Source organism: Actinoplanes sp. CA-131856 (assembly GCF_050956135.1).
GTDB lineage: Bacteria > Actinomycetota > Actinomycetes > Mycobacteriales > Micromonosporaceae > Actinoplanes.
This window is the reverse complement of the sequence record NZ_CP191849.1, coordinates 3,642,470-3,661,926: the sequence shown is the minus strand read 5'-3', so window position 1 is coordinate 3,661,926 and position 19,457 is coordinate 3,642,470. Positions and strand designations below refer to the sequence as shown.

The 19,457-nt window shown below is 70.3% G+C and carries 17 protein-coding genes; 7 read left to right on the top strand and 10 right to left on the bottom strand.

What is annotated here, in order from left to right:
* Positions 1-30 precede the first annotated feature (30 nt).
* On the top strand, positions 31-513 hold the full coding sequence (locus tag ACQP2X_RS17010) for a GNAT family N-acetyltransferase (RefSeq protein ID WP_498698074.1): 483 nt from the start codon (positions 31-33) through the stop codon (positions 511-513).
* Here the strand turns inward: ACQP2X_RS17010 and ACQP2X_RS17005 are convergent.
* On the bottom strand, positions 506-1,267 hold the full coding sequence (locus ACQP2X_RS17005; RefSeq protein ID WP_498698071.1) for an alpha/beta fold hydrolase: 762 nt from the start codon (positions 1,265-1,267) through the stop codon (positions 506-508). The two genes, ACQP2X_RS17010 and ACQP2X_RS17005, sit on opposite strands and share 8 nt — an antisense overlap.
* On the bottom strand, positions 1,264-2,244 hold the full coding sequence (glsA, locus tag ACQP2X_RS17000; protein ID WP_498698069.1) for a glutaminase A: 981 nt from the start codon (positions 2,242-2,244) through the stop codon (positions 1,264-1,266). The genes ACQP2X_RS17005 and glsA overlap by 4 nt, the downstream gene beginning before the upstream one ends.
* 132 nt (positions 2,245-2,376) lie before the next feature.
* On the opposite strand from glsA, the gene ACQP2X_RS16995 reads away from it, so the two are divergent.
* The 3 genes from ACQP2X_RS16995 (at position 2,377) to ACQP2X_RS16985 (ending at position 5,850) form a co-directional block, all read left to right on the top strand.
* Positions 2,377-3,363 (top strand): 2-dehydropantoate 2-reductase, encoded by a 987-nt coding sequence (locus ACQP2X_RS16995; RefSeq protein WP_498698068.1) that lies wholly within the window; start codon positions 2,377-2,379, stop codon positions 3,361-3,363.
* A 4-nt stretch (positions 3,364-3,367) separates the two neighbouring features.
* Positions 3,368-5,065 carry a glyoxylate carboligase gene (gcl, locus tag ACQP2X_RS16990; RefSeq protein WP_498698066.1) on the top strand — a complete coding sequence of 566 codons (1,698 nt, stop codon included), beginning with the start codon at positions 3,368-3,370 and terminating at the stop codon, positions 5,063-5,065.
* 104 nt (positions 5,066-5,169) lie between these two features.
* Entirely contained in the window at positions 5,170-5,850 is a 681-nt protein-coding gene (locus ACQP2X_RS16985) for a GntR family transcriptional regulator (protein ID WP_498698064.1), read from the top strand.
* Here ACQP2X_RS16985 and ACQP2X_RS16980 read toward each other — a convergent pair.
* Both ACQP2X_RS16980 and oxc read right to left on the bottom strand, forming a co-directional pair.
* Complete coding sequence (locus ACQP2X_RS16980) at positions 5,847-7,208, bottom strand: NAD-dependent succinate-semialdehyde dehydrogenase (protein ID WP_498698062.1); 1,362 nt, start codon at positions 7,206-7,208, stop codon at positions 5,847-5,849. The two genes, ACQP2X_RS16985 and ACQP2X_RS16980, sit on opposite strands and share 4 nt — an antisense overlap.
* 57 nt (positions 7,209-7,265) lie before the next feature.
* Complete coding sequence (oxc, locus tag ACQP2X_RS16975; RefSeq protein WP_498698059.1) at positions 7,266-8,999, bottom strand: oxalyl-CoA decarboxylase; 1,734 nt, start codon at positions 8,997-8,999, stop codon at positions 7,266-7,268.
* A 388-nt stretch (positions 9,000-9,387) separates the two neighbouring features.
* Here oxc and ACQP2X_RS16970 point away from each other — a divergent pair, with 388 nt between their 5' ends.
* Positions 9,388-9,597, top strand: a complete 210-nt coding sequence (locus tag ACQP2X_RS16970) for a hypothetical protein (protein ID WP_498698057.1) — start codon at positions 9,388-9,390, stop codon at positions 9,595-9,597.
* 7 nt (positions 9,598-9,604) lie between these two features.
* Here the strand turns inward: ACQP2X_RS16970 and ACQP2X_RS16965 are convergent, their stop codons facing one another.
* The 5 genes from ACQP2X_RS16965 to frc form a co-directional block, all read right to left on the bottom strand.
* A complete protein-coding gene (locus ACQP2X_RS16965) occupies positions 9,605-10,603 on the bottom strand; it encodes a TerC family protein (RefSeq protein ID WP_498698055.1) in 999 nt (332 codons plus the stop codon).
* Positions 10,600-11,136, bottom strand: a complete 537-nt coding sequence (locus ACQP2X_RS16960) for a hypothetical protein (RefSeq protein ID WP_498698053.1) — start codon at positions 11,134-11,136, stop codon at positions 10,600-10,602. Before ACQP2X_RS16960 ends, ACQP2X_RS16965 begins: the two co-directional genes overlap by 4 nt.
* A 17-nt stretch (positions 11,137-11,153) precedes the next feature.
* Positions 11,154-12,677 (bottom strand): Nramp family divalent metal transporter, encoded by a 1,524-nt coding sequence (locus ACQP2X_RS16955; protein ID WP_498698051.1) that lies wholly within the window; start codon positions 12,675-12,677, stop codon positions 11,154-11,156.
* Between the two features lie 141 nt (positions 12,678-12,818).
* Positions 12,819-14,972, bottom strand: coding sequence for an acetate--CoA ligase family protein (locus tag ACQP2X_RS16950; RefSeq protein WP_498698049.1), 2,154 nt, complete (start codon positions 14,970-14,972; stop codon positions 12,819-12,821).
* Positions 14,973-14,985: 13 nt separating this feature from the next.
* Complete coding sequence (gene frc, locus ACQP2X_RS16945; RefSeq protein WP_498698047.1) at positions 14,986-16,215, bottom strand: formyl-CoA transferase; 1,230 nt, start codon at positions 16,213-16,215, stop codon at positions 14,986-14,988.
* Positions 16,216-16,432: 217 nt separating this feature from the next.
* On the opposite strand from frc, the gene sucC reads away from it, so the two are divergent.
* Positions 16,433-17,623 carry an ADP-forming succinate--CoA ligase subunit beta gene (sucC, locus tag ACQP2X_RS16940; RefSeq protein WP_498698045.1) on the top strand — a complete coding sequence of 397 codons (1,191 nt, stop codon included), beginning with the start codon at positions 16,433-16,435 and terminating at the stop codon, positions 17,621-17,623.
* 1 nt (position 17,624) lies between these two features.
* Positions 17,625-18,500: a succinate--CoA ligase subunit alpha gene (gene sucD, locus ACQP2X_RS16935; RefSeq protein ID WP_498698043.1), complete on the top strand. Its 876-nt coding sequence runs from the start codon at positions 17,625-17,627 to the stop codon at positions 18,498-18,500.
* A gap of 103 nt (positions 18,501-18,603) precedes the next feature.
* Here the strand turns inward: sucD and fdhD are convergent, their stop codons facing one another.
* Positions 18,604-19,401, bottom strand: coding sequence for a formate dehydrogenase accessory sulfurtransferase FdhD (fdhD, locus tag ACQP2X_RS16930; RefSeq protein ID WP_498698041.1), 798 nt, complete (start codon positions 19,399-19,401; stop codon positions 18,604-18,606).
* Positions 19,402-19,457: the final 56 nt, after the last annotated feature.

The window sequence follows — 19,457 nt, the reverse complement described above, 5'->3', positions numbered from 1 at the left end:
ACGACGTCCCCTTTCCGATACGTTCCGGGGATGCAAACCCTCCAGGGCGCACTGGTCCGCCTGCGGCCGGCCACTGAGGACGACGTCCCGGCGCTGTCCGAGATCCGCGCCACTCCCGAGGTGTACGAGCGCTGGGGCCCCGGCGACGCCCTCGACGACGAGACGCCGACGTTCGTCATCCTCCACGAGGACCGTGTCGTCGGCGCCGTCCAGTACAGCGAGGAGGAGGACCCCGACTACCGCCACGCCGGCATCGACATCTACCTCTCCCCCACGGTCCACGGCCGGGGACTGGGCACCGACGCCGTGCGCACCCTGGCCCGCCACCTGATCGACGCCCTCGGCCACCACCGCCTGGTGATCGACCCCGCCGCCGACAACCACGCCGCGATCCGCTGCTACACCAAGGCCGGCTTCCGCCCGGTCGGCGTCATGCGCCGCTACGAGCGCGCCCCCGACGGCACCTGGCACGACGGCCTGCTCATGGACCTGCTGGCCGGCGAGCTCACCTGACCTCGGCGGCCCGCATGTCGCGGTCGAGCCAGCCGCCGATCGCGTGGGCGACCTCGCGGGGGTGGCTGTAGTTCATCGCGTGCGCCGCCCCCTCGATCACCTCGACCGTCAGGTGCGGCGGCGCCAGGTGCACCAGCTCGCGCACCCGCCGGTCCGGCGGCATCAGCGGATCACGGTCGCCGAGCAACGCGAGCGTCGGCACCGGCGTGCGCAGCAGACGTTCGAGCGACGGGAAGCGGGTCAGCTCCCCGAACAGGTGCACCGCGTTGACCGGCCCGAAGCGCAGGTAGTCGGGCAGCGCCACCCGGACCATCCGCGCCGACTCGCGCGGCACGTCCCGCGCGAGTTGCACGAGCGCCCGCAGCAGCGGCTGGTTGTGCACGCCGCCGGCCGGGGAAGCCAGCACCACGCCGGCCACGCGCTCCGGCGCGCTGTGCGCCACCTCCAGCGACACCGGGCCGCCCATCGAGTTGCCGACCAGCACGACCCGATCCAGGCCAAGCGCGTCCAGGATCTCCAGCAGCGCCCAGGCCAGCGATGAGATCCCCAGCGTCTGCCCCCACGGCTTGCTCCGGCCGTATCCCGGCAGATCCGGCACGAGGGCGGTCGCCCGAGGGGCCAGCGCCCGGGCCGTAGGCACCATGTAGCTGCCCGATATCCCGAAGCCGTGCACGTGGACGATCGGCGTCGACCCCGCGATCTCCGGCCCCCGGCGCACGAAGACGCGGCGCCCCCGCACCACGACCCAGCTCATGCCACCGGTTCCGAGGCGAAGAGCGTCAGGCCCAGGCGTACGGACAAGTAGCGCGCCGCCAGCTGACCTCGCACACTGTTGCCGTAGACGTCGAGCGGCGGGGCGAACGTGGCCAGCGCCCCCTTGCCGGGCGAGACGACCACGATCCCACCGCCGATCCCGCTCTTGCCGGGCACTCCTACGTCGTACAACCAATCGCCCGAGGTCTCGTAGAGACCGGCCGTCGCCATCACGGCCAGGGTGAAGTGGCAGATCGTCGCGTCCACGACGCGTTCGCGGGTGAGCGGGTTGACCCCGCCGTCGGCCAGCGTGGCGCCCATTGCGGCCAGCCCCGTGGTCGTCACGCGCAGGCAGCTCTGCCGGGTGTAGAGGTCGACCGCCTCCATCGGATCACAGCCGAGCAGGCCGTACGTCTGCAGCAGGTCGGCCAGCGCGCGGTTCCGGTGGTTGGTGGCCGACGCCGAGGCGTACACCTCGTCGTCGATCTCGAGCGGATGGCCCGCGAAGCGTGACAGGCCGTCCTGGAGGAACCGCCACTTCTGCTCGAAGGTCTCCCCCGGCACCAGGCTGGCCGTGGCGATGGCGCCCGGGTTGACCATGGGGTTGGTGCGGCCGCCGGGCCCGCGCTCGACCGCCGACAGCGAGTTGAACGGCAGTCCTGTCGCGTTGACGCCGAGCCGCCGCCGCATCACTTCCGGTCCGAGGCTCGCGCCGACGAGCGCGAACACGAACGGTTTGGCCACGCTCATGATGGTGAATCCGTGCCCGGCGTCGCCGGCCGCGTGCCGACCGCCGCGCGCTCCGACCGCGCAGATGCCGAACAGATCGACCGGCACCCGGGCCAGCGCCGGATAGACGTGCGAGGGCTCACCGTCGGTGACGGTGCGGAATTTCCCGTACGCCTCGTCGATGGCCGCCCGCACGTCGTCCGGCGAGGGCAGGTGACCGGTGGACACATAGGCCGCTGTCGTGCTCACGATCCGCACGCTATGCGGGCCGCCCGGGCGCCGCCTCGCCCGCGGCGGATGGTCAGTCTTGTCAGCCCCTCGCGGATTGCATACTGTACTCCACATAATGCATACACAATCGCCTGCGAGAGGGGGTCGCCCATGCGGGTCGCGGTGCTCGGAGCCGGCGCCATCGGCGCCTATGTCGGCGCCTCGCTGTGCCGGTCCGGAGTGGACGTCCATCTGATCGCCCGCGGCGCGCACCTGGCCGCGTTGCGGGCACACGGGGTGCGGGTGCTCAGCCCGCGCGGAGATTTCTCGGCCCATCCGCACGCCACCGACGATCCGGCCGAGATCGGGCCGGTCGACTACGTCTTCCTCGGCCTCAAGGCGCATTCCTACGCCACGGCCGGCCCCCTGCTCGCTCCCCTGCTCGACGACAACACCGCCCTGGTCGCCGGGCAGAACGGCATCCCGTGGTGGTATTTCTACAAGCTTCCGGGGCCCTACGAGGACCGTCGCATCGAGACCGTCGACCCGGACGGCGCGACCTCGGCCGTGATGGCCCCGTCGCGGGCCATCGGCTGCGTCGTCTACCCGGCCACCGTCATCGCCTCCCCCGGGGTGATCCAGCATCTGGAGGGCACCCGGTTCTCCATCGGCGAGCCGGACGGGACCGTGTCGCAACGGTGCCGGACGTTCAGCGAGGCGATGATCGCCGGCGGCCTGAAGTGCCCGGTCGAGCCCCGGCTGCGTGACGACATCTGGATCAAGCTGATGGGCAACGTGTCGTTCAACCCGATCAGCGCGCTCACCCGGGCCACCATGGCCGAGATCTGTGAGAGCGCGGGCACCCGCCGGGTGGTCGAGCTGATGATGGAGGAGACCCTCGACATCGCCGCCCGCGTGGGGAGCACGCCGGACATCTCCATCGAGAAGCGGCTCGACGGCGCGCAGCGGGTCGGCCACCACAAGACCTCGATGCTCCAGGACCTCGAGGCCGGCAAGGAGCTGGAGCTCGACGCCGTCGTCGCGGCCGTGGTCGAGATGGCCGACATCACCGGCGCCCCGGCGCCGACGCTGCGCACCGTGTACGCCGCGACCGATCTGCTGGCCAGGACGATGGCCCGCTCCCGACCCGGAGGTTGAACCCATGGCCAAGATCCCCTGCATGGACACGGTCGTCGCGGTGCTCGCGTCGGAGGGCGTGGACATCGCCTTCGGCTGTCCGGGCGCCGCCATCCTTCCGCTCTACGCGGCGCTGCGGCGCAGCGAGATCAAGCACCTGATCGTCCGTCACGAGGAGGGCGCCACCCACATGGCGGACGGTTGGGCCCGCACCAACGGCCGGGTCGGCGTGGCCATCGGCACGTCGGGACCGGCCGGCACCAACATGATCACCGGGTTGTACACGGCGCACGCCGACTCCGTCCCGATGATCTGCGTGACCGGACAGGCGCCCACCGGCAAGCTCCACCAGGAGGCGTTCCAGGCGGTGGACATCGTCGAGATCGCCAAGCCGGTGACGAAGTGGGCGGTGCAGGTCAAGGAGGCGGCCCAGGCACCCTGGATCTTCCGGGAGGCGTTCCGGATCGCGCGCTCCGGGCGGCCCGGGCCGGTGCTGATCGACCTGCCGATCGACGTGGCGCGGCAGGAGATCGAGTGGGATCCCTCGATCGACGCGCCGCTGCCGGTGCCGGTGGTCGAGCCGCACGCGCCCCGTGTCGAACGGGCCCTGGACATGCTGCTGGCCGCCGAGCGCCCGTTGATCCTGGCCGGCGGCGGGGTCATCATCGGCGAGGCCACCGAGCTGCTGCGCGAGGTCGCCGAGACCTTGAACGTCCCGGTCCAGGTGACCCTGATGGGCAAGGGCGCGATCCCGGAGGACCACGATCTGTTCGCCGGCATGACCGGCATCCAGACCACCCAGCGCTGGGGCAACGCGTCGTTCCTGGAGTCCGACCTGGTCCTCGCGGTCGGCGCGCGCTTCGGCGACCGGCACACCGGCGACCTGGAGACGTACCGCGGGAACCGGAAGTTCATCCACGTCGACATCGAGCCGACCCAGCTCGGCAAGGTGTTCGGCCCGGACCTCGGCGTGGTCTCCGGCGCCGGGCCCTTCCTCGCGGCGCTCCTCGAGAGAAGCCGGGAAGTTCCCGGCAAGGACCGCAGCCACTGGGTCGACCGGGTCCGGCGGCTCCGCGAGACATTGCCGCGCCGGGACGATTTCGACGCGATCCCGATCAAGGCGCCGCGGGTGTTCCGGGAGATCAACGAGTTCTTCGGCCCGGACACCTATTTCGTCACCGCCATCGGCCTCTACCAGATCTGGTCCGGGCAGTTCCAGAACGTCTTCAAGCCCCGGCACTACCAGGTCTGCGGCCAGGCCGGCCCGCTGGGCTGGGAGATACCGGCGGCCATCGGGGTCAAGTCGGCCCGGCCCGAGGCCGAGGTGGTGGGCGTGGTCGGCGACTATTCGTTCCAGTTCCTGGTCGAGGAGCTGGCCGTGGCCGCGCAGTACGACATCCCCTTCGTCCTGATCATGCTGAACAACGAATATCTCGGCCTGATCCGCCAGGCCGAGATCGGTTACGACATGAACTACGAGGTGGACATCCATTACGACCAGCACGGCACCGACAACGTCAAGATCATGGAGGCGTACGGCTGTACGGGGCGCCGCGTGCACGATCCGGGTGACATCGCCGACGCCTTGGCCTGGGCCAGCAAGGAGGCGCGGCGCACCAGCCGGCCGGTGCTGGTCGAGGTGATGATCGAGCGCGAGGCGAACACCGCGCACGGCCTGTCGATCGCCGCGGTCAAGGAGTTCGAGCCGGCGCCACAGATCTGAAGTTCCGGGTGAGGGTGGGCGGCTCCGCCGCCCGCCCTCTTCATTGCATCTTGGCGACTGTATGCTATAGCCCACGATCGCTTCTCGCAGCCCGGAGGTATCCCATGACCGATCGGAGAGGTCCCCGGGCCGCGCGCCAGCCTCTGGAACGGCCCGCGCCCCTGCGCCAGGCGGTCTACGACGCCCTGGCCGAGATGATCATCAACCGTGAGCTCCAGCCCGGCGAGCACTTGGTCGAGAACGAGCTCGCCGCCCACCTCGGCGTGAGCCGTCAGCCCGTCCGCGAGGCCCTGCAGAGGCTGCACAACGAGGGCTGGGTCGACCTGCGTCCCGCCCTCGGCGCCTTCGTGCACGTGCCCACCGAGGAGGAGGCCGACCAGCTGCTGGCCACGCGCACCCTGCTCGAGACCGAGTCCGCACGGCTGGCCGCCAAGCACGCCACGCCCGAGCAGATCGAGCGGCTCAAGGAGCTCCAGGCGGCCGGCGAGGCCGCGCTCAGCGAGGACAGCCAGGTCGCCCTGGTCGAGGCGAACGCGGCCCTGCACGCCCACATCGTCGAGATGTCCGGCAACAAGGTGCTGGCCCAGCTGATCGCCATGGTCGACCGCCGCGTGCGGTGGTACTACTCGCCGATCGCCCGCACCCGGGGCAGCGAGGCCTGGGACGAGCACGCGGCGCTGATCGAGGTGATCGCCGCCGGGAACAGCCGGCGTGCCGGCGAGCTGATGCGCCGGCACACCGAACACACGCGCGAGTCGTACCACCTGCGCCGCAAGGAACTCTAGAGGCGGATCGACTTCTTGTTCATGAACTCCTCGATGCCGGCCGGGCCGAGCTCCCGGCCCAGGCCGGAACGCTTGATCCCGCCGAACGGCAGGTCGGCCTGCGACCCGCCGGCGCTGTTCAGATAGACCATCCCCGACTCGATCTGACCGGCCACGCGGCGCAGCCGCTCCGGGTCGGTGCCCCAGACGCTGGCCCCGAGCCCGAACGGGGAGTCGTTGGCGATCGCGATCGCCTCCTGCTCGGTCTCGGCCCGGAAGATCAGCACGACCGGCCCGAAGACCTCTTCGTAGTAGACGTCCATGTCCGGGGTCACGTCGGTGAGCACGGTGGCCTCCAGATAGGCACCGGGCCCGTCGACCCGGCGCCCGCCGGTGCGCAGCGTCGCTCCCTGCCGGATCGCCTTCTCGACCTGGCCGGCCACTTCGTCGGCGGCCGCGACCGAAGCCAGCGGCGGCAGCTTCGTCGCGGGATCGCCGGGATCGCCCGGCACGAAGGTCTCGGCCACATACGCGCTCAGGCGGTCGGCGAACTCCTCGTAGACGCCGGCCAGCACGATCATCCGCTTCGGGGCGTTGCACGACTGGCCGCAGTTGCGCATCCGGGCGGTCGCCGTCGCCTTCACCGTCGCGTCCATGTCGTCGGTGTCGAGCACGATCAGCGGGTCGGAGCCGCCGAGTTCCAGGACCGCCTTCTTCAGGTTCTTCCCGGCCTCGGCCGCGACCGAGATCCCCGCCCGCTCGCTGCCGGTCAGGGAGACACCCTGGATGCGGGGGTCGGCCAGCATCTGCGGGATCTGGGCGCTGGAGGCGAAGATGTTGACGTACGCGTCCTCGGGCACCCCCGCGTCGTGCAGGATCCGCTCGATGGCGAGGGCCGATCGCGGGCAGATCGAGGCGTGCTTGAGCAGGATCGTGTTGCCGAGCACCAGGTTCGGCGCCACGAACCGGGCCACCTGATAGCAGGGGAAGTTCCACGGCATGATGCCGAGCAGCGGCCCGATCGGGTTCTTGGTGATGACGGCCCGGCCGCCCTTGATCTCCAGCGGCTCGTCGGCCAGCAGCGCGGCCGCGTTGTCCGCGTAGTAACGGAAGATGTCGACGACCACGCCGATCTCGCCGCGGCCCTCGTTGATCCTCTTACCCATCTCCTGGGTCATCGTCGCCGCCAGCTCGTCGGCCCGCTCGGCGAACAGCTCGGCCGCCCGGGCCACGATCGCGGCCCGCTCGGAGAGCGGCCGGCGCCGCCACGACAGATATCCGCTGTGGACGCGGTCGATGGCGTCCCGGATCTCCTCCTCGGTCGAGTTCTCGATCTTCTCGATCAGTTCACCCGTAGCGGGATCGGTGACTGTGTACATGGGATCCTCCCAACAGGCGGGCGGCCCGCAGGTGCGGGCCGCCCGGGTGCGTCGCTGTCAGCGCTGAACCGTGATGCCCTTCGGGTTGAGGTGGGCGATGTTGCCGCTCTCGGTGCCGTCGGCCGGGTCGATGACACAGTCGATGAGCGCCGGCTTGCCCAGCGCCAGGGCCTCGCGGAGGGCGTCGGCGACCTCCTGCGGCGTGGTGGCCCGGTAGCCCTTGCCACCGAACGCGGTGATCATCAGGTCGTGCCGGGCCTGAAGGGCGGTCGGCGCCGGGTCTCCCGAGGCCGCTCCCGCGGCGTCCCCGCGGTAGACGCCGCTGTTGTTCAGCACGACGGTCACGATGGGCAGGTCGTAGCGGCAGATCGTCTCGAGCTCCATGCCGCTGAACCCGAACGCGCTGTCGCCCTCGATGGCGACGACCGGGTCGCCGCTCTCGACCGCGGCCGCGATCGCGAAGCCCAGGCCGATGCCCATCACGCCCCAGGTGCCGCTGTCCAGGCGGTGCCGCGGCACCTGCATCCCGATCGTGTTGCGGGCCAGGTCGAGCGCGTTCGCGCCCTCGTTGACCACGTACGCCCGCGGGTTCTCCCGCAGGACGTCACGGATCACCTGCAACGCGCCCAGGAACTTCATCGGGTGCGCGTTCTCGGCCGCCTCGAGGCGCTTGGCCATCTTGCCGACGTTCTGCGCGGAACGGGCCGACAGCTCGTCGCGCCACGCGGCCGGCACCGCGATCTGGCCGGGCTTGGTCCGCTCGATCAGCGCCTGCATCACCGATCCGACGTCGCCGACCAGCGGCGCCGCGATGGGCTGGTTGCTGTCGAGCTCGGTGCTGGCGATGTCGACCTGGATGAACTTGGCGTCGGGGTTCCACTGCGGCGCGTCGCCGTGCCCGAGCAGCCAGTTGAGCCGGGCCCCGACGAGCATCACCACGTCGGCCCGGCGCAGGGCCAGCGACCTGGTGCTGGCCACCGACTGCGGATGGTCGTCGGGCAGCAGGCCCTTGGCCATCGACATGGGCAGGTAGGGCGCTCCGGTGAGCTCGACGAACTGCCGGATCTGGTCGTCCGCCTGCGCGTACGCGGCGCCCTTGCCGAGCACGACGAGCGGCCGCTCGGCGTTCGCGAGCAGGTCGATCGCGCGGTCCAGGGCCGCCGTCTCGGGCACCTGCCGCGGCGCCGGGTCGACGACCCGCCACAGCGAGGCCTCACCCTGTGCCGCGTCGATGACCTCGCCGAGGACAGCGGCCGGGATGTCGAGGTAGACCCCGCCCGGCCGGCCGGAGACGGCCGTGCGGATGGCGCGGGCCACGCCGCGGCCGATGTCCTCGGCCCGGTGCACCCGGTAGGCCGCCTTGGCGAACTGCCGGGCCGCGGCCAGCTGGTCCATCTCCTCGTAGTCGCCCCGCTGGAGGTCGACGAGGTGCCGCTCGCTGGAGCCGGAGATCTGCACCATCGGGAAGCAGTTCACGGTCGCGTTGGCCAGGGCCACCAGGCCGTTGAGGAAGCCGGGGGCGGACACCGTCAGGCAGATGCCCGGTTTCCTGGTCAGGAAGCCGGCCGCCGCCGCCGCGTGGCCGGCCGCGCTCTCGTGCCGGAAGCCTACGTAGCGGATGCCGGACGCCTGGGCCAGGCGGGCCAGGTCGGTGATGGGGATGCCGACGACGCCGTAGATGGCGTCGACCTCGTTGAGCTTGAGCGCGTCGACGACCAGATGGATGCCGTCGGTGAGCCTCGCGCTGGTGGCGTCGTCAGCGTCTGATGCGCGGAGTGATGCGATGGTCATTGTCCGAGCCCTCCATGGTCGCGCGACCGCCCGCCGGCCGCAGATTGCATACCGTATGGGGTAGGCAATAATCGTGGACCATGCGGTGGTGACGTGTCTAGGGGTGGCTTTGGTCACTAGATCGTTTTTTGTATACCGAAGCCTGTATCCTGGAGAAGCCGAACCGACGAGGTTTGCGGCAGCACGGCAGCGGGTAGGCGCGGGCAATCCCCGCCGGCCGCCCCTCCGGCGACAGCTCCGGCGACCCGGGTGAGCCCGGGCCCACCAGGCCCACCCGAGTGTCCTGCCGGACCACCGTCCCGGACGGTCTCTTTTCGTCCGGTCCGGTGCGCACGGTCCCGGGAAGCGTTGTTTCCCGGGAAGACCGACAAGCAGGAGTGATGTTGTCATGACCACCTGGCGGAAGTTCTCACGTTCCCTGACCCGCCTCACCGAACGGCTCGCCCTGCCGTCCGGCTCGCCGGCCGACGGGCGCTCCCTCGGGCTCGGCCTGGCGGCCGCGCTGGAGAACCAGCGCCGGGCCGCCCGGCCGAGCGACGAGGAAATCGCCCGCTTCTTTCGCGGATCCACACCGGACGACGACCTGATCAAGGCTTGAGGCCCGGTCAGACCGCGTCCCGGTCCGCCGTCACGGTCTCGCGAGCCGCTTCCGTGGCGGCGGCCTCCCGCTCGCTCCGCCGGGACTTCATCAGGCTGGCCACGGTCGTGACCACCAGCGTGCCGACGATGACCCCGAGCGAGACGGTGATCGGCACCGCCGGCGCCCAGGACACGCCGTCGTGGTGCAGCGCCTCCATCACGAGCTTGACGCCGATGAAGGCCAGGATGAAGGCCAGGCCCTTGCTGAGGTAGACCAGCCGGTCGAGCAGGCCGCCCAGCAGGAAGTAGAGCTGTCGCAGGCCCATCAGCGCGAAGGTGTTCGCGGTGAAGACCAGGTACGGCTCCTGGGTCAGGCCGAAGATGGCCGGGATCGAGTCGAGCGCGAAGAGCAGGTCGGTCGTGCCGATCGCCACCATCACGATCAGCATCGGCGTGACCATCCGCCGGCCGTTCACCCGCACCAGCACCGAGGCGCCCTGGTACGACTCCGTGGTCGGCAGGATCCGCTTGGCCGTACGGAGGGCGAAGTTCTCGGAGAACTCGTCCTCCTGCTGCGGGCCGACCAGTTTGATCGCGGTGTAGATCAGGAACGCGCCGAAGATGTAGAACAGCCAGTCGAACCGGGCGACGGCCGAGGCGCCGGCCGCGATGAAGACGCCCCGCATGAGCAGCGCCAGCACGATGCCGATCAGCAGCACCTTCTGCCGATATTTCACCGGCACCGCGAACCTGCTCATGATGATGATGAAGACGAACAGGTTGTCGACGCTGAGCGAGTACTCGGTGAGCCAGCCCGCGAAGAACTGGCCTCCGTAGCTCACCCCGGCCGTGCCCATCAGCAGGAACCCGAAGGCGACCGCCGCCAGCACGTAGAAGCTCACCCAGCCGACGCACTCCCGGAAGGACGGCTCGTGCGGGTTCCGGGCGACCAGGTAGAAGTCGACGGCGATCATCACGGCGAAGCCGATGATCGTCACGGCCCACACCCAGAGGGGCAGATTCATGAGGCTCCCTTCGCCGCCCGGGCCCGCCGGCGGCTCTCTCGCGCCTTCCACTGGGCCTCGGCGTGCTGCAGATAGAACTGGTACAAACGCTCGGCCCGCGGGTTGCCGTGCCGGACCCGGCGCAGCCAGCCCGGCGCCACCCGCTCGTACAACCAGCTGAACCCGATCGCGAAGCCGATGCTGACGATCGCCTGGTAGGCGAGGAACCCGAGCACGTCCGGCGGCGGGGTGGGCCGGCCCGCCAGGAACAGGCCCACCACCACCTCATGGACCAGCCGGGCCAGCGGGAACCCGGCGAGCCAGAAGAGCGCCGTCGGGGCGAACACCCCCGGTGAGATCTTTCCGGCCGCCATGAGCAGCCCGAATCCAGCGCCGAGCAGCGCCAGCGGCAGCCCCAGGGCCAGCCCGGTGGCCAGCGCCCAGTCCAGGGGCTGGCCCGCGACCAGGGCCAGTCCGAGGGCCGCCGGCCCGGCTAAGGCTCCGATGCCGAAGCCGGGTAAGGCGAGTTGGACGAGTTGACGCAGCTTGGTCACGGTCTCTCCCCGTTGTACTAGATGACTACGCCGAACCGGGCCAGGCTGTAGATGAGCATGCCCAGGTAGAAGACGGCGCCGAACCCGATCACCGCGTTCTGCAGGATGCCGGGGCGGATCGGTTTGGGCAGCATCCGGTTGTTCACCAGCAGCAGGACGACGCAGTAGGCGCCCATGGCGAAGGTGGACAGGAAGGCCAGGACGTCGAGGATGGCCCCCGGGCCGTCGGCCGGGCCGAAGTTCAGGATCAGGATGCCGAACGTGATGACGCCCCAGAGGAAGCCGGCGTACAGCTTGGACACGCTGAACCGCTTGGCGCCGGGCCAGAAGTGGTACGTCATGTCGGACTGACCACGGGAGAACGAGTCGAACAGGCCGAGCGTGGCGTTGAGCCCGATCAGCGCGATGAACCCGAGGAACACCCCGTGCAGCACGGGCGCGCCGGCCGAGGCGAAGGCGTCGGCCATGGCGGTCAGCGCCACCTCCCGGTCACCTTCACGGATCAGCTGGCCGACGTTCGGGCTCTCCCGTACGGCGGTCTGTGCCAGCACCGTGAAGGAGATGGTGACCAGCATGGTGATGCCCCAGAAGAGCAGCAGGGCGTCGAAGGTCACCCAGCGCCGCCAGCCCTTCCACTTCTTCATCTCCTCCGGGTTCTCGGTGTCGAACATGAAGCCGCGCGAGGGCATCTCCTCCTGCTCGTTCGCGTGCCGCAGACCGCGAACCTTCGGGATGTGCGCGCCCATGCCGGCGCCGGAGTCCCGCAGGTGCAGCGTGTACCACATCTGCTGCATGCCGGACGGGCCGGCGAAGGCGATCGCGCCGACGATGACCGGGAACCAGGCGGCCGACATCGCCTCGTCGGGCAGGTATCCGAAGTGGAACATGCCACCCAGCGTCGAGGTGACGTCGCTCCACCGGCCGACCAGCGAGGCGACGACCGAGGTGCCGACCACCAGCACGCCGATGAGGATGCCGAGCAGGCTCTCCAGCAGGGGGTAGATCACCTTGGCCATGCTGAACACGACGCCGACCAGGATCAGGCCGACGCAGGCCGTGACCGTCCAGGGTATGCCGGTCACCTCCTCGAAGGCGGCGGCGCCGGTGGAGAGATGGCCGGGCCAGATGTAGACCAGGATCGCCACACTGAAGAAGAACCACATCAGTGGTTTGAAGACCCGGGCGGCGCCGAAGAAGATGCTCTCGCCGGTCGCCATGGCGTACCGGGCCATCTCCAGCATGACGAACGCCTGGAGGGTGACGCCGATGAGGAACAGCCACCTGATCTCCGGTCCGAAGATCAGGACCAGGCGGGGCCACATGTACGACTCGCCCATTCCCACGCCGAGGGCGACGAGGAAGACGGTCGGGCCGAGCAGGTGGACCGAGGGCGGCGCCTTCGGCAGCTCCCTGATCGGCATCGGTTCGAGCTTTCCGGCCCGCCAGACCCGCTCGTCGTGCGCGGGGGCGGTGGCGGTGGCAGCGGGTGGGGCGGTGCTACTCGTGGGTTCGTTGGGCGACGGGTTGTTCGAAGCGTCCACGCTGGACCTCCTGGATTCCGACGCCGTGCGGACCGGTGGACGGCCCGTACGGCGTCTCTGTCCTCTGACCCTGGCCGCGGAGCGGTCGCTGTGTCGCTAGTGGCCCCTCCGGCTGCCCGGAATGATGGAACTGTGCGTCACTCAGCGGCCGTCCGGTTGGCCGTCGAGCAGACCGGCGGAGCGGGCCCACCGGTACTTCGCACCGAGCACGGCGACGGGCTTCTCCGTGGTGTACGGATAGGCGACGATGCCATGCCGGTACAGGTGTTCGCTGGCCTCCTCGACCTCGACGTCTCCGGCGAGCGAGGCGACCACGGGCTTGTCGATGCCCTTCGCCCGGAACTCCTCGACCACGTCCACCACCAGTTCGGCGAAGACCATCGGCGGGGTGACGATGGTGTGCCAGTAGCCGAGGATCAGTGAGTGGATGCGCGGATCGGAGAGGCCGAGCGCGATCGTGTTGCGATAGGTCGACGGCGGTTCGCCGCCGGTGATGTCGATCGGGTTGCCGGCGGCCCCGAACGGCGGGATGAACTTACGGAACGCCTCGTCGAGGTCGTCCGGGATCTCCATGAGCGTGAGCTGGTTGTCCACGCACGCGTCGGAGAGCAGCACCCCGGAGCCGCCGGCGCCGGTGATGATGACGACGTTCTCGCCCTTCGGAGTCGGCAGCAGCGGGATGCCGCGGGCGTACTCCAGCAGGTCGTTGAGGCCGGGGGCGCGGATCACGCCGCTCTGCCGCAGGATGTCGTCGTAGACCTTGTCGTTGCCGGCCAGCGCGCCGGTGTGCGAGCTGGCCGCCCTGGCCCCCTGGTCGGTGCGGCCGGCCTTGAGCACGAGCACCGGCTTGGTGGCCGAGACCCGCTTGGCGGCCCGGGCGAACGACCGGCCGTCCTTGAGGTCCTCCAGGTGCATGGCGATGAGCTGGGTGTTCGGGTCGTGTTCGAAGAACGTCAGCAGGTCGTCCTCGTCGATGTCGGCCTTGTTGCCGACCCCGACGATCGCCGACACCCCCATCCGGGCCGACCGGCTGAACCCGAGGATGGCCATGCCGATGCCGCCGCTCTGCGAGGAGAGCGCCACGCCGCCCTTGACGTCGTACGGGGTGCAGAACGTCGCCGACATGCTCTCCGGCGTGTAGTAGTAGCCGTAGATGTTGGGCCCGAGGATGCGCACACCGTGGCGGCGGGCGATCCCGAGCACCTCGGCCTGGAGCTCGTGGTTGCCGATCTCGCCGAACCCGGACGGGATCATGATGGCGCCGGCCACGCCCTTCGCGCCGACCTCCTCCAGCGCGGCCGGCACGAACTTGGCCGGGATCGCGAAGATCGCGACGTCGACCGGGCCGGGCACGTCGGAGATGCTCTTGAACGCCTTGCGGTCCAGGATCTCGGACGCCTTGGGGTTGATCGGGTAGATCTCGCCCTGATAGCCGCCGTTCACCAGGTTCTTCATCACCGAGTTGCCGATCTTGCCGGCCTCGGCCGACGCGCCGATCACCGCGATCGAGGCCGGCCGCATGATCCGGTTCATGCTGGCCAGGATCTCCTCGTCGGTGAACTGCTCGGGCCGCTCGGCCGCCTTGGGGTCGACCAGGATCCGTACGTCGACCGCCGTGGCCCCGCTCGAGGTGGCCAGCACCGGGTTGAGGTCGACCTCGGCCAGCTCGGGGAAGTCGGTGACCAGGTCGGAGAGCCGGACGATGAGGTCGGCCAGGATCTCCCGGTCGGCCGCCTCGGCCCCGCGCACGCCGCGCAGGATCTCGGCCGACGCGATGCCGTCGATCATCGACAGTGCCGTGGCCTTGTCGGCCGGAGCGAGCCGGAAGGTGACATCCTTGAGGACCTCGACCAGGACGCCGCCGAGGCCGAAGGCGACGATCTTGCCGAACGTCGGGTCGGTCACCGTGCCCACGATGACCTCGTGCCCGGCGGTGAGCTGCTGCTGCACCTGGACCCCGACGATCTTCGCGTCGGCCTCGTACGCCCGCGCGTTCGCGATGATCGTGTCGTAGCCGGCCGCGACCTCGGCCGCCGTGCCCAGCCCGACCAGCACGCCGCCGGCCTCGGTCTTGTGCAGGATGTCCGGTGAGACGATCTTCAGGACCACCGGCAGGCCGATCTTCTCGGCCAGCGCCACCGCCTCGTCGGCGCTGCCGGCCAGGCCCTCGCCCGGAGTGCCTATTCCGTACGCCTCGACCACCAGCCGCCCCTCCGGAGCGGTCAGCGAACTGCGTCCCTCGGCGCCGGCCTGGTCGAGCACCCGGCGTACGGCTTCACGGTCGTAATTCGACATTTCGTCTCCTCAGTCAGACGGCGCCGGCGGCGCGCAGCTCGCCGATGCCCTGCTCGGTGTAGCCGAGCTCGCCGAGCACCTGCTCGGTGTGCTCGCCGAGCAGCGGTGACCGCTCGATGGCGACCTGCGAGTCGGACAGCTTGATCGGGTTGCCGACCGTCTTGAACGGGCCCCGCTCGGGGTGGTCGACCTCGACCACCGAGCCCAGCGCGGCCAGGGTCTCGTCCTCGATCAGCTCCCGCGTCGACAGCACCGGCCCGCACGGGACGTTGTGCGCGTTGAGCAGCCCCATGACCTCCTGCTTGGTGTGCCGCTCGGTCCACTCCTCGATCAGCGCGAACGCCTTGTCGAGCTTGGTGAGGCGGGCCTGCGGGGTGCTCCAGGCGGGGTCGTCGGCCAGCTCGGGCCGTCCGATCAGCTCGCAGATCGGCTTCCAGCCGACCGGTTGGATGATCACGTAGATGTAGTCGTTCGGCCCGCCCGGCGCGCAGCGCACGGCCCAGCCGGGCTGGCCGCCGCCCGAGGCGTTGCCCGAGCGGGGCACCTCGTCGCCGAAGGACTCGTTGGGGTACTCCCCCAGCGGCCCGTGCGCCAGCCGCTGCTGGTCGCGCAGCTTGACCCGGCAGAGGTTGAGCACCGCGTCCTGCATGGCGACCTGTACCCGCTGCCCGCGGCCGGTGCTGGTGCGCTGGTACAACGCGGCCAGGATGCCCGCGACCAGGTGGATGCCGGTGCCGGAGTCGCCGATCTGGGCTCCGGTCGCGGTCGGCGGACCGTCCTCGAAACCGGTGGTGCTCATCGCGCCGCCCATCGCCTGAGCGATCACCTCGTACGCCTTGAACTCGGCGTATTTGCCGGGCCCGAAGCCCTTGATCGAGGCGTACACCAGACCGGGGTTGATCTCCTGAAGCTTCTCCCAGGGAAAGCCGAAGCGCTCGACCACGCCGGGACCGAAGTTCTCCACCAGCACGTCCACTCCGGACACCAGCTTGGTGAAGACCTCCTTGCCCTGCGGATGCTTCATGTTGAGGGTGATGCTGCGCTTGTTGGCGTTCAGCATCGTGAAGTAGAGGCTGTCCACGTCGGGAATGTCGCGGAGCTGGGACCGGGTGATGTCGCCCTGACCCGGCGCCTCCAGTTTGACGACGTCCGCGCCCAGCCACGCGAGAAGCTGCGTGGACGAGGGACCGGACTGAACATGTGTCATGTCGAGGACCCGTACGCCCTCCAGTGCCTTACCCATGAACGAACCTCCCGTTTCCGCCGCTGGCCCTGTGCCCTCCGCCAGCTTCAGGGATTGCATACCGTATGGGGTAGGCAATATCGTGACCCATGTAACAGCGAGGTGTCTAGAGGGTCGCGGAACGTTTTCGCCAGGCCCTCGCGTAGATCGCCATCGATTCCCTCATGGACGGTCCGGCAGCGCCATCGCGCCCCAAGGTCAACAGAAGGGAGACCCGGTGGATCTTCTGGAGCACCAGGCACAGGAGCTCTTCGCCAAACACGGCGTACCGGTCAGCCGCAGCCGCGTCGCCGGCACCGCCGACGAGGCCCGGGCGGCCGCCGCCGAGATCGGCGGGCGTGTCGTGGTCAAGGCCCAGGTCAAGACCGGCGGCCGGGGCAAGGCGGGCGGAGTCAGACTGGCCGACGGCCCGGACGAGGCGCGCGAGGTCGCGGACGCGATCCTGGGCATGGACATCAAGGGCCACACCGTGCACAAGGTGCTGGTCACCGAGGCGAGCGACATCGTCGAGGAGTACTACGTGGCGCTGCTGCTCGACCGGTCCCACCGGTCGTTCCTGGCGCTCGCCTCCCGCGAGGGCGGCGTCGAGATCGAACAGGTGGCGGCCGAGAACCCGGCCGCGCTGGCCCGGCTCCAGGTCGACCCGGGCGCGGGGCTGGGCTGGGCCGAGGCGCTCCGGCTGACCACCGACGCCGGTCTTCCGGCCGACGTCCGCGACCAGGTGGCCGGCGTCCTGGTCCGCCTCGGCAACGTGTTCCACGGCGAGGACGCGACTCTGGTCGAGATCAACCCGCTGGCCCGGACCGCCGACGGGGCCGTGCTCGCGCTCGACGGCAAGGTGACGCTGGACGACAACGCCCGGTTCCGCCAGCCCGGCCATCCGCAGTACGCCGACGTCAGCGCCACCGACCCGCTCGAGGTGCGGGCGGCCGCCCGCAACCTCAACTACGTCAAGCTCGACGGCTCCGTGGGCGTCATCGGCAACGGCGCCGGCCTGGTGATGAGCACCCTGGACGTGGTCGCCTACGCGGGCGAGCAGTGCGGCGGGGTGCGGCCGGCGAACTTCCTCGACATCGGCGGCGGCGCCTCGGCCCAGGTGATGGCGAGCGGCCTGGAGATCATCCTGGGCGATCCCGACGTCCGCAGCGTGCTGGTCAACGTCTTCGGCGGGATCACCGCGTGCGACGCGGTGGCCGACGGCATCGTCCAGGCCGTCGGCATGCTCACCGGCCTGGGCGGCTCCATCGGCAAACCGATAGTCGTCCGGCTCGACGGCAACAACGCCGAACAGGGGCGGAAGATCCTGGCCGAGGCGGCGCTGCCCGGCGTGATCAGCTCGGACACCATGGACGGCGCGGCCCGCCTCGCGGCCGGGCTCGCCGCCGAACTCGCCGGCAAGGGGGCGTGAGATGGCAATCTTCCTCACCGACAAGAGCCGCGTGATGGTCCAGGGCATCACCGGCACCGAGGGCACGAAGCACACCCGGCGCATGGTCGCCGCGGGAACGGCAGTGGTCGCCGGGGTCACCCCCGGCAAGGGCGGCCGGGAGGTCGACGGCATCCCGGTCTTCGACAGCGCGGCCGAGGCGGCCGAGAAGACCGGCGCCGACACGACGGTGGTCTTCGTGCCGCCACGCTTCGCCAAGGACGCGGTGATCGAGGCGATCGACGCCGAGCTGGCCCTGGCCGTGGTGCTGACCGAGGGCATACCGGTGCACGACACCGCGGCCTTCTGGGCCCACGCCCAGCGAGCCGGCCACACGACACGGATCATCGGGCCGAACTGCCCCGGGCTGATCAGCCCGGGCCGGTCCAACGCCGGCATCATCCCGGCCGACATCACCGAGCGCGGCCGGATCGGGCTGGTCAGCAAGAGCGGGACGCTGACCTACCAGATGATGTACGAGCTGCGCGACCTCGGCTTCTCCACATGTGTCGGCATCGGCGGCGACCCGATCATCGGCACCACGCACATCGACTGCCTCCAGGCGTTCGAGGACGACCCCGAGACCGACGCGATCGTCATGATCGGCGAGATCGGCGGGGACGCCGAGGAACGCGCGGCGGACTACATCAGGGAGCACATCAGCAAGCCGGTGGTCGGCTACGTGGCCGGCTTCACCGCCCCCGAGGGCAAGACGATGGGGCACGCCGGCGCGATCGTCTCCGGATCGTCGGGCACCGCCGCCGCCAAGCAGAAGGCGCTGGAGGCGGCCGGGGTGCGGGTCGGCCGGACGCCGTCGGAGGCCGCCGCCCTGATGCGCGAGACCTTACCGGCACGCTGACCGCAGGCGATTCCCGGCCGGCCCACCCTCCGGCCGGCCGGCCCCGCCGACGGCAGCGTCGGTCCGGGCGGAGCAGCCCGCCTCCGCCCGGACCTCGCGCTCCTCAGTGGGAGGCGGCCTTTTCCCGGCGCACCACGCGGTGAGCGCCGGCGTACACGTTCATCGAGGCGCCGCGCAGGAAACCGATCAGGGTGAGCCCGGCGTCGGCGGCCAGATCGGCGGCGAGCGACGACGGGGCCGAGACGGCGGCGAGCGCCGGGATGCCGGCCATCACCGCCTTCTGCACCAGCTCGAACGACGCCCGCCCGCTCACCATCAGCACGGTGTCGCGCAACGGCAACCGGCCGTCCCGCAGCGCCCAGCCGACCACCTTGTCGACGGCGTTGTGCCGGCCGACGTCCTCGCGCAGGCAGAGCAGCCGCCCGTCGCTGGAGAACAGCCCGGCCGCGTGCAGGCCGCCCGTGCGGTCGAAGACCCGCTGGGCGGCCCGCAGGGTGCCGGGCAGGGCGCTGACCATCTCGGGTTCGAGCCGGAGCTGGTCGTCACGCACCGACCAGGCGGCGACCGTACGCACCGCGTCCAGGCTCGCCTTTCCGCAGAGCCCGCACGACGAGGTGGTGTAGAAGTTGCGCTCCAGCGACGGGTCGGGCGGCGCCACCCCGGCGGCCAGGACCACGTCGACCACGTTGTACGTGTTGACCCCGTCGGCCGTGGCGCCCACGCAGTAGCGAATGCCGGCGATCTGCCGGGCCGCGCGCACCACCCCCTCGCTGACCAGGAACCCGGCCGCCAGGTCGAAGTCGTCGCCCGGCGTACGCATCGTCACCACCAGGGACTTCCCGTTCACCCGGATCTCGAGGGGCTCCTCGGCGGCCAGGGTGTCGATCGGTTCACTGTCCACGCCGTCGACGATCCGCACGACCCTCCGCCGACTCGTCACCCGTCCCATCTGGCCCG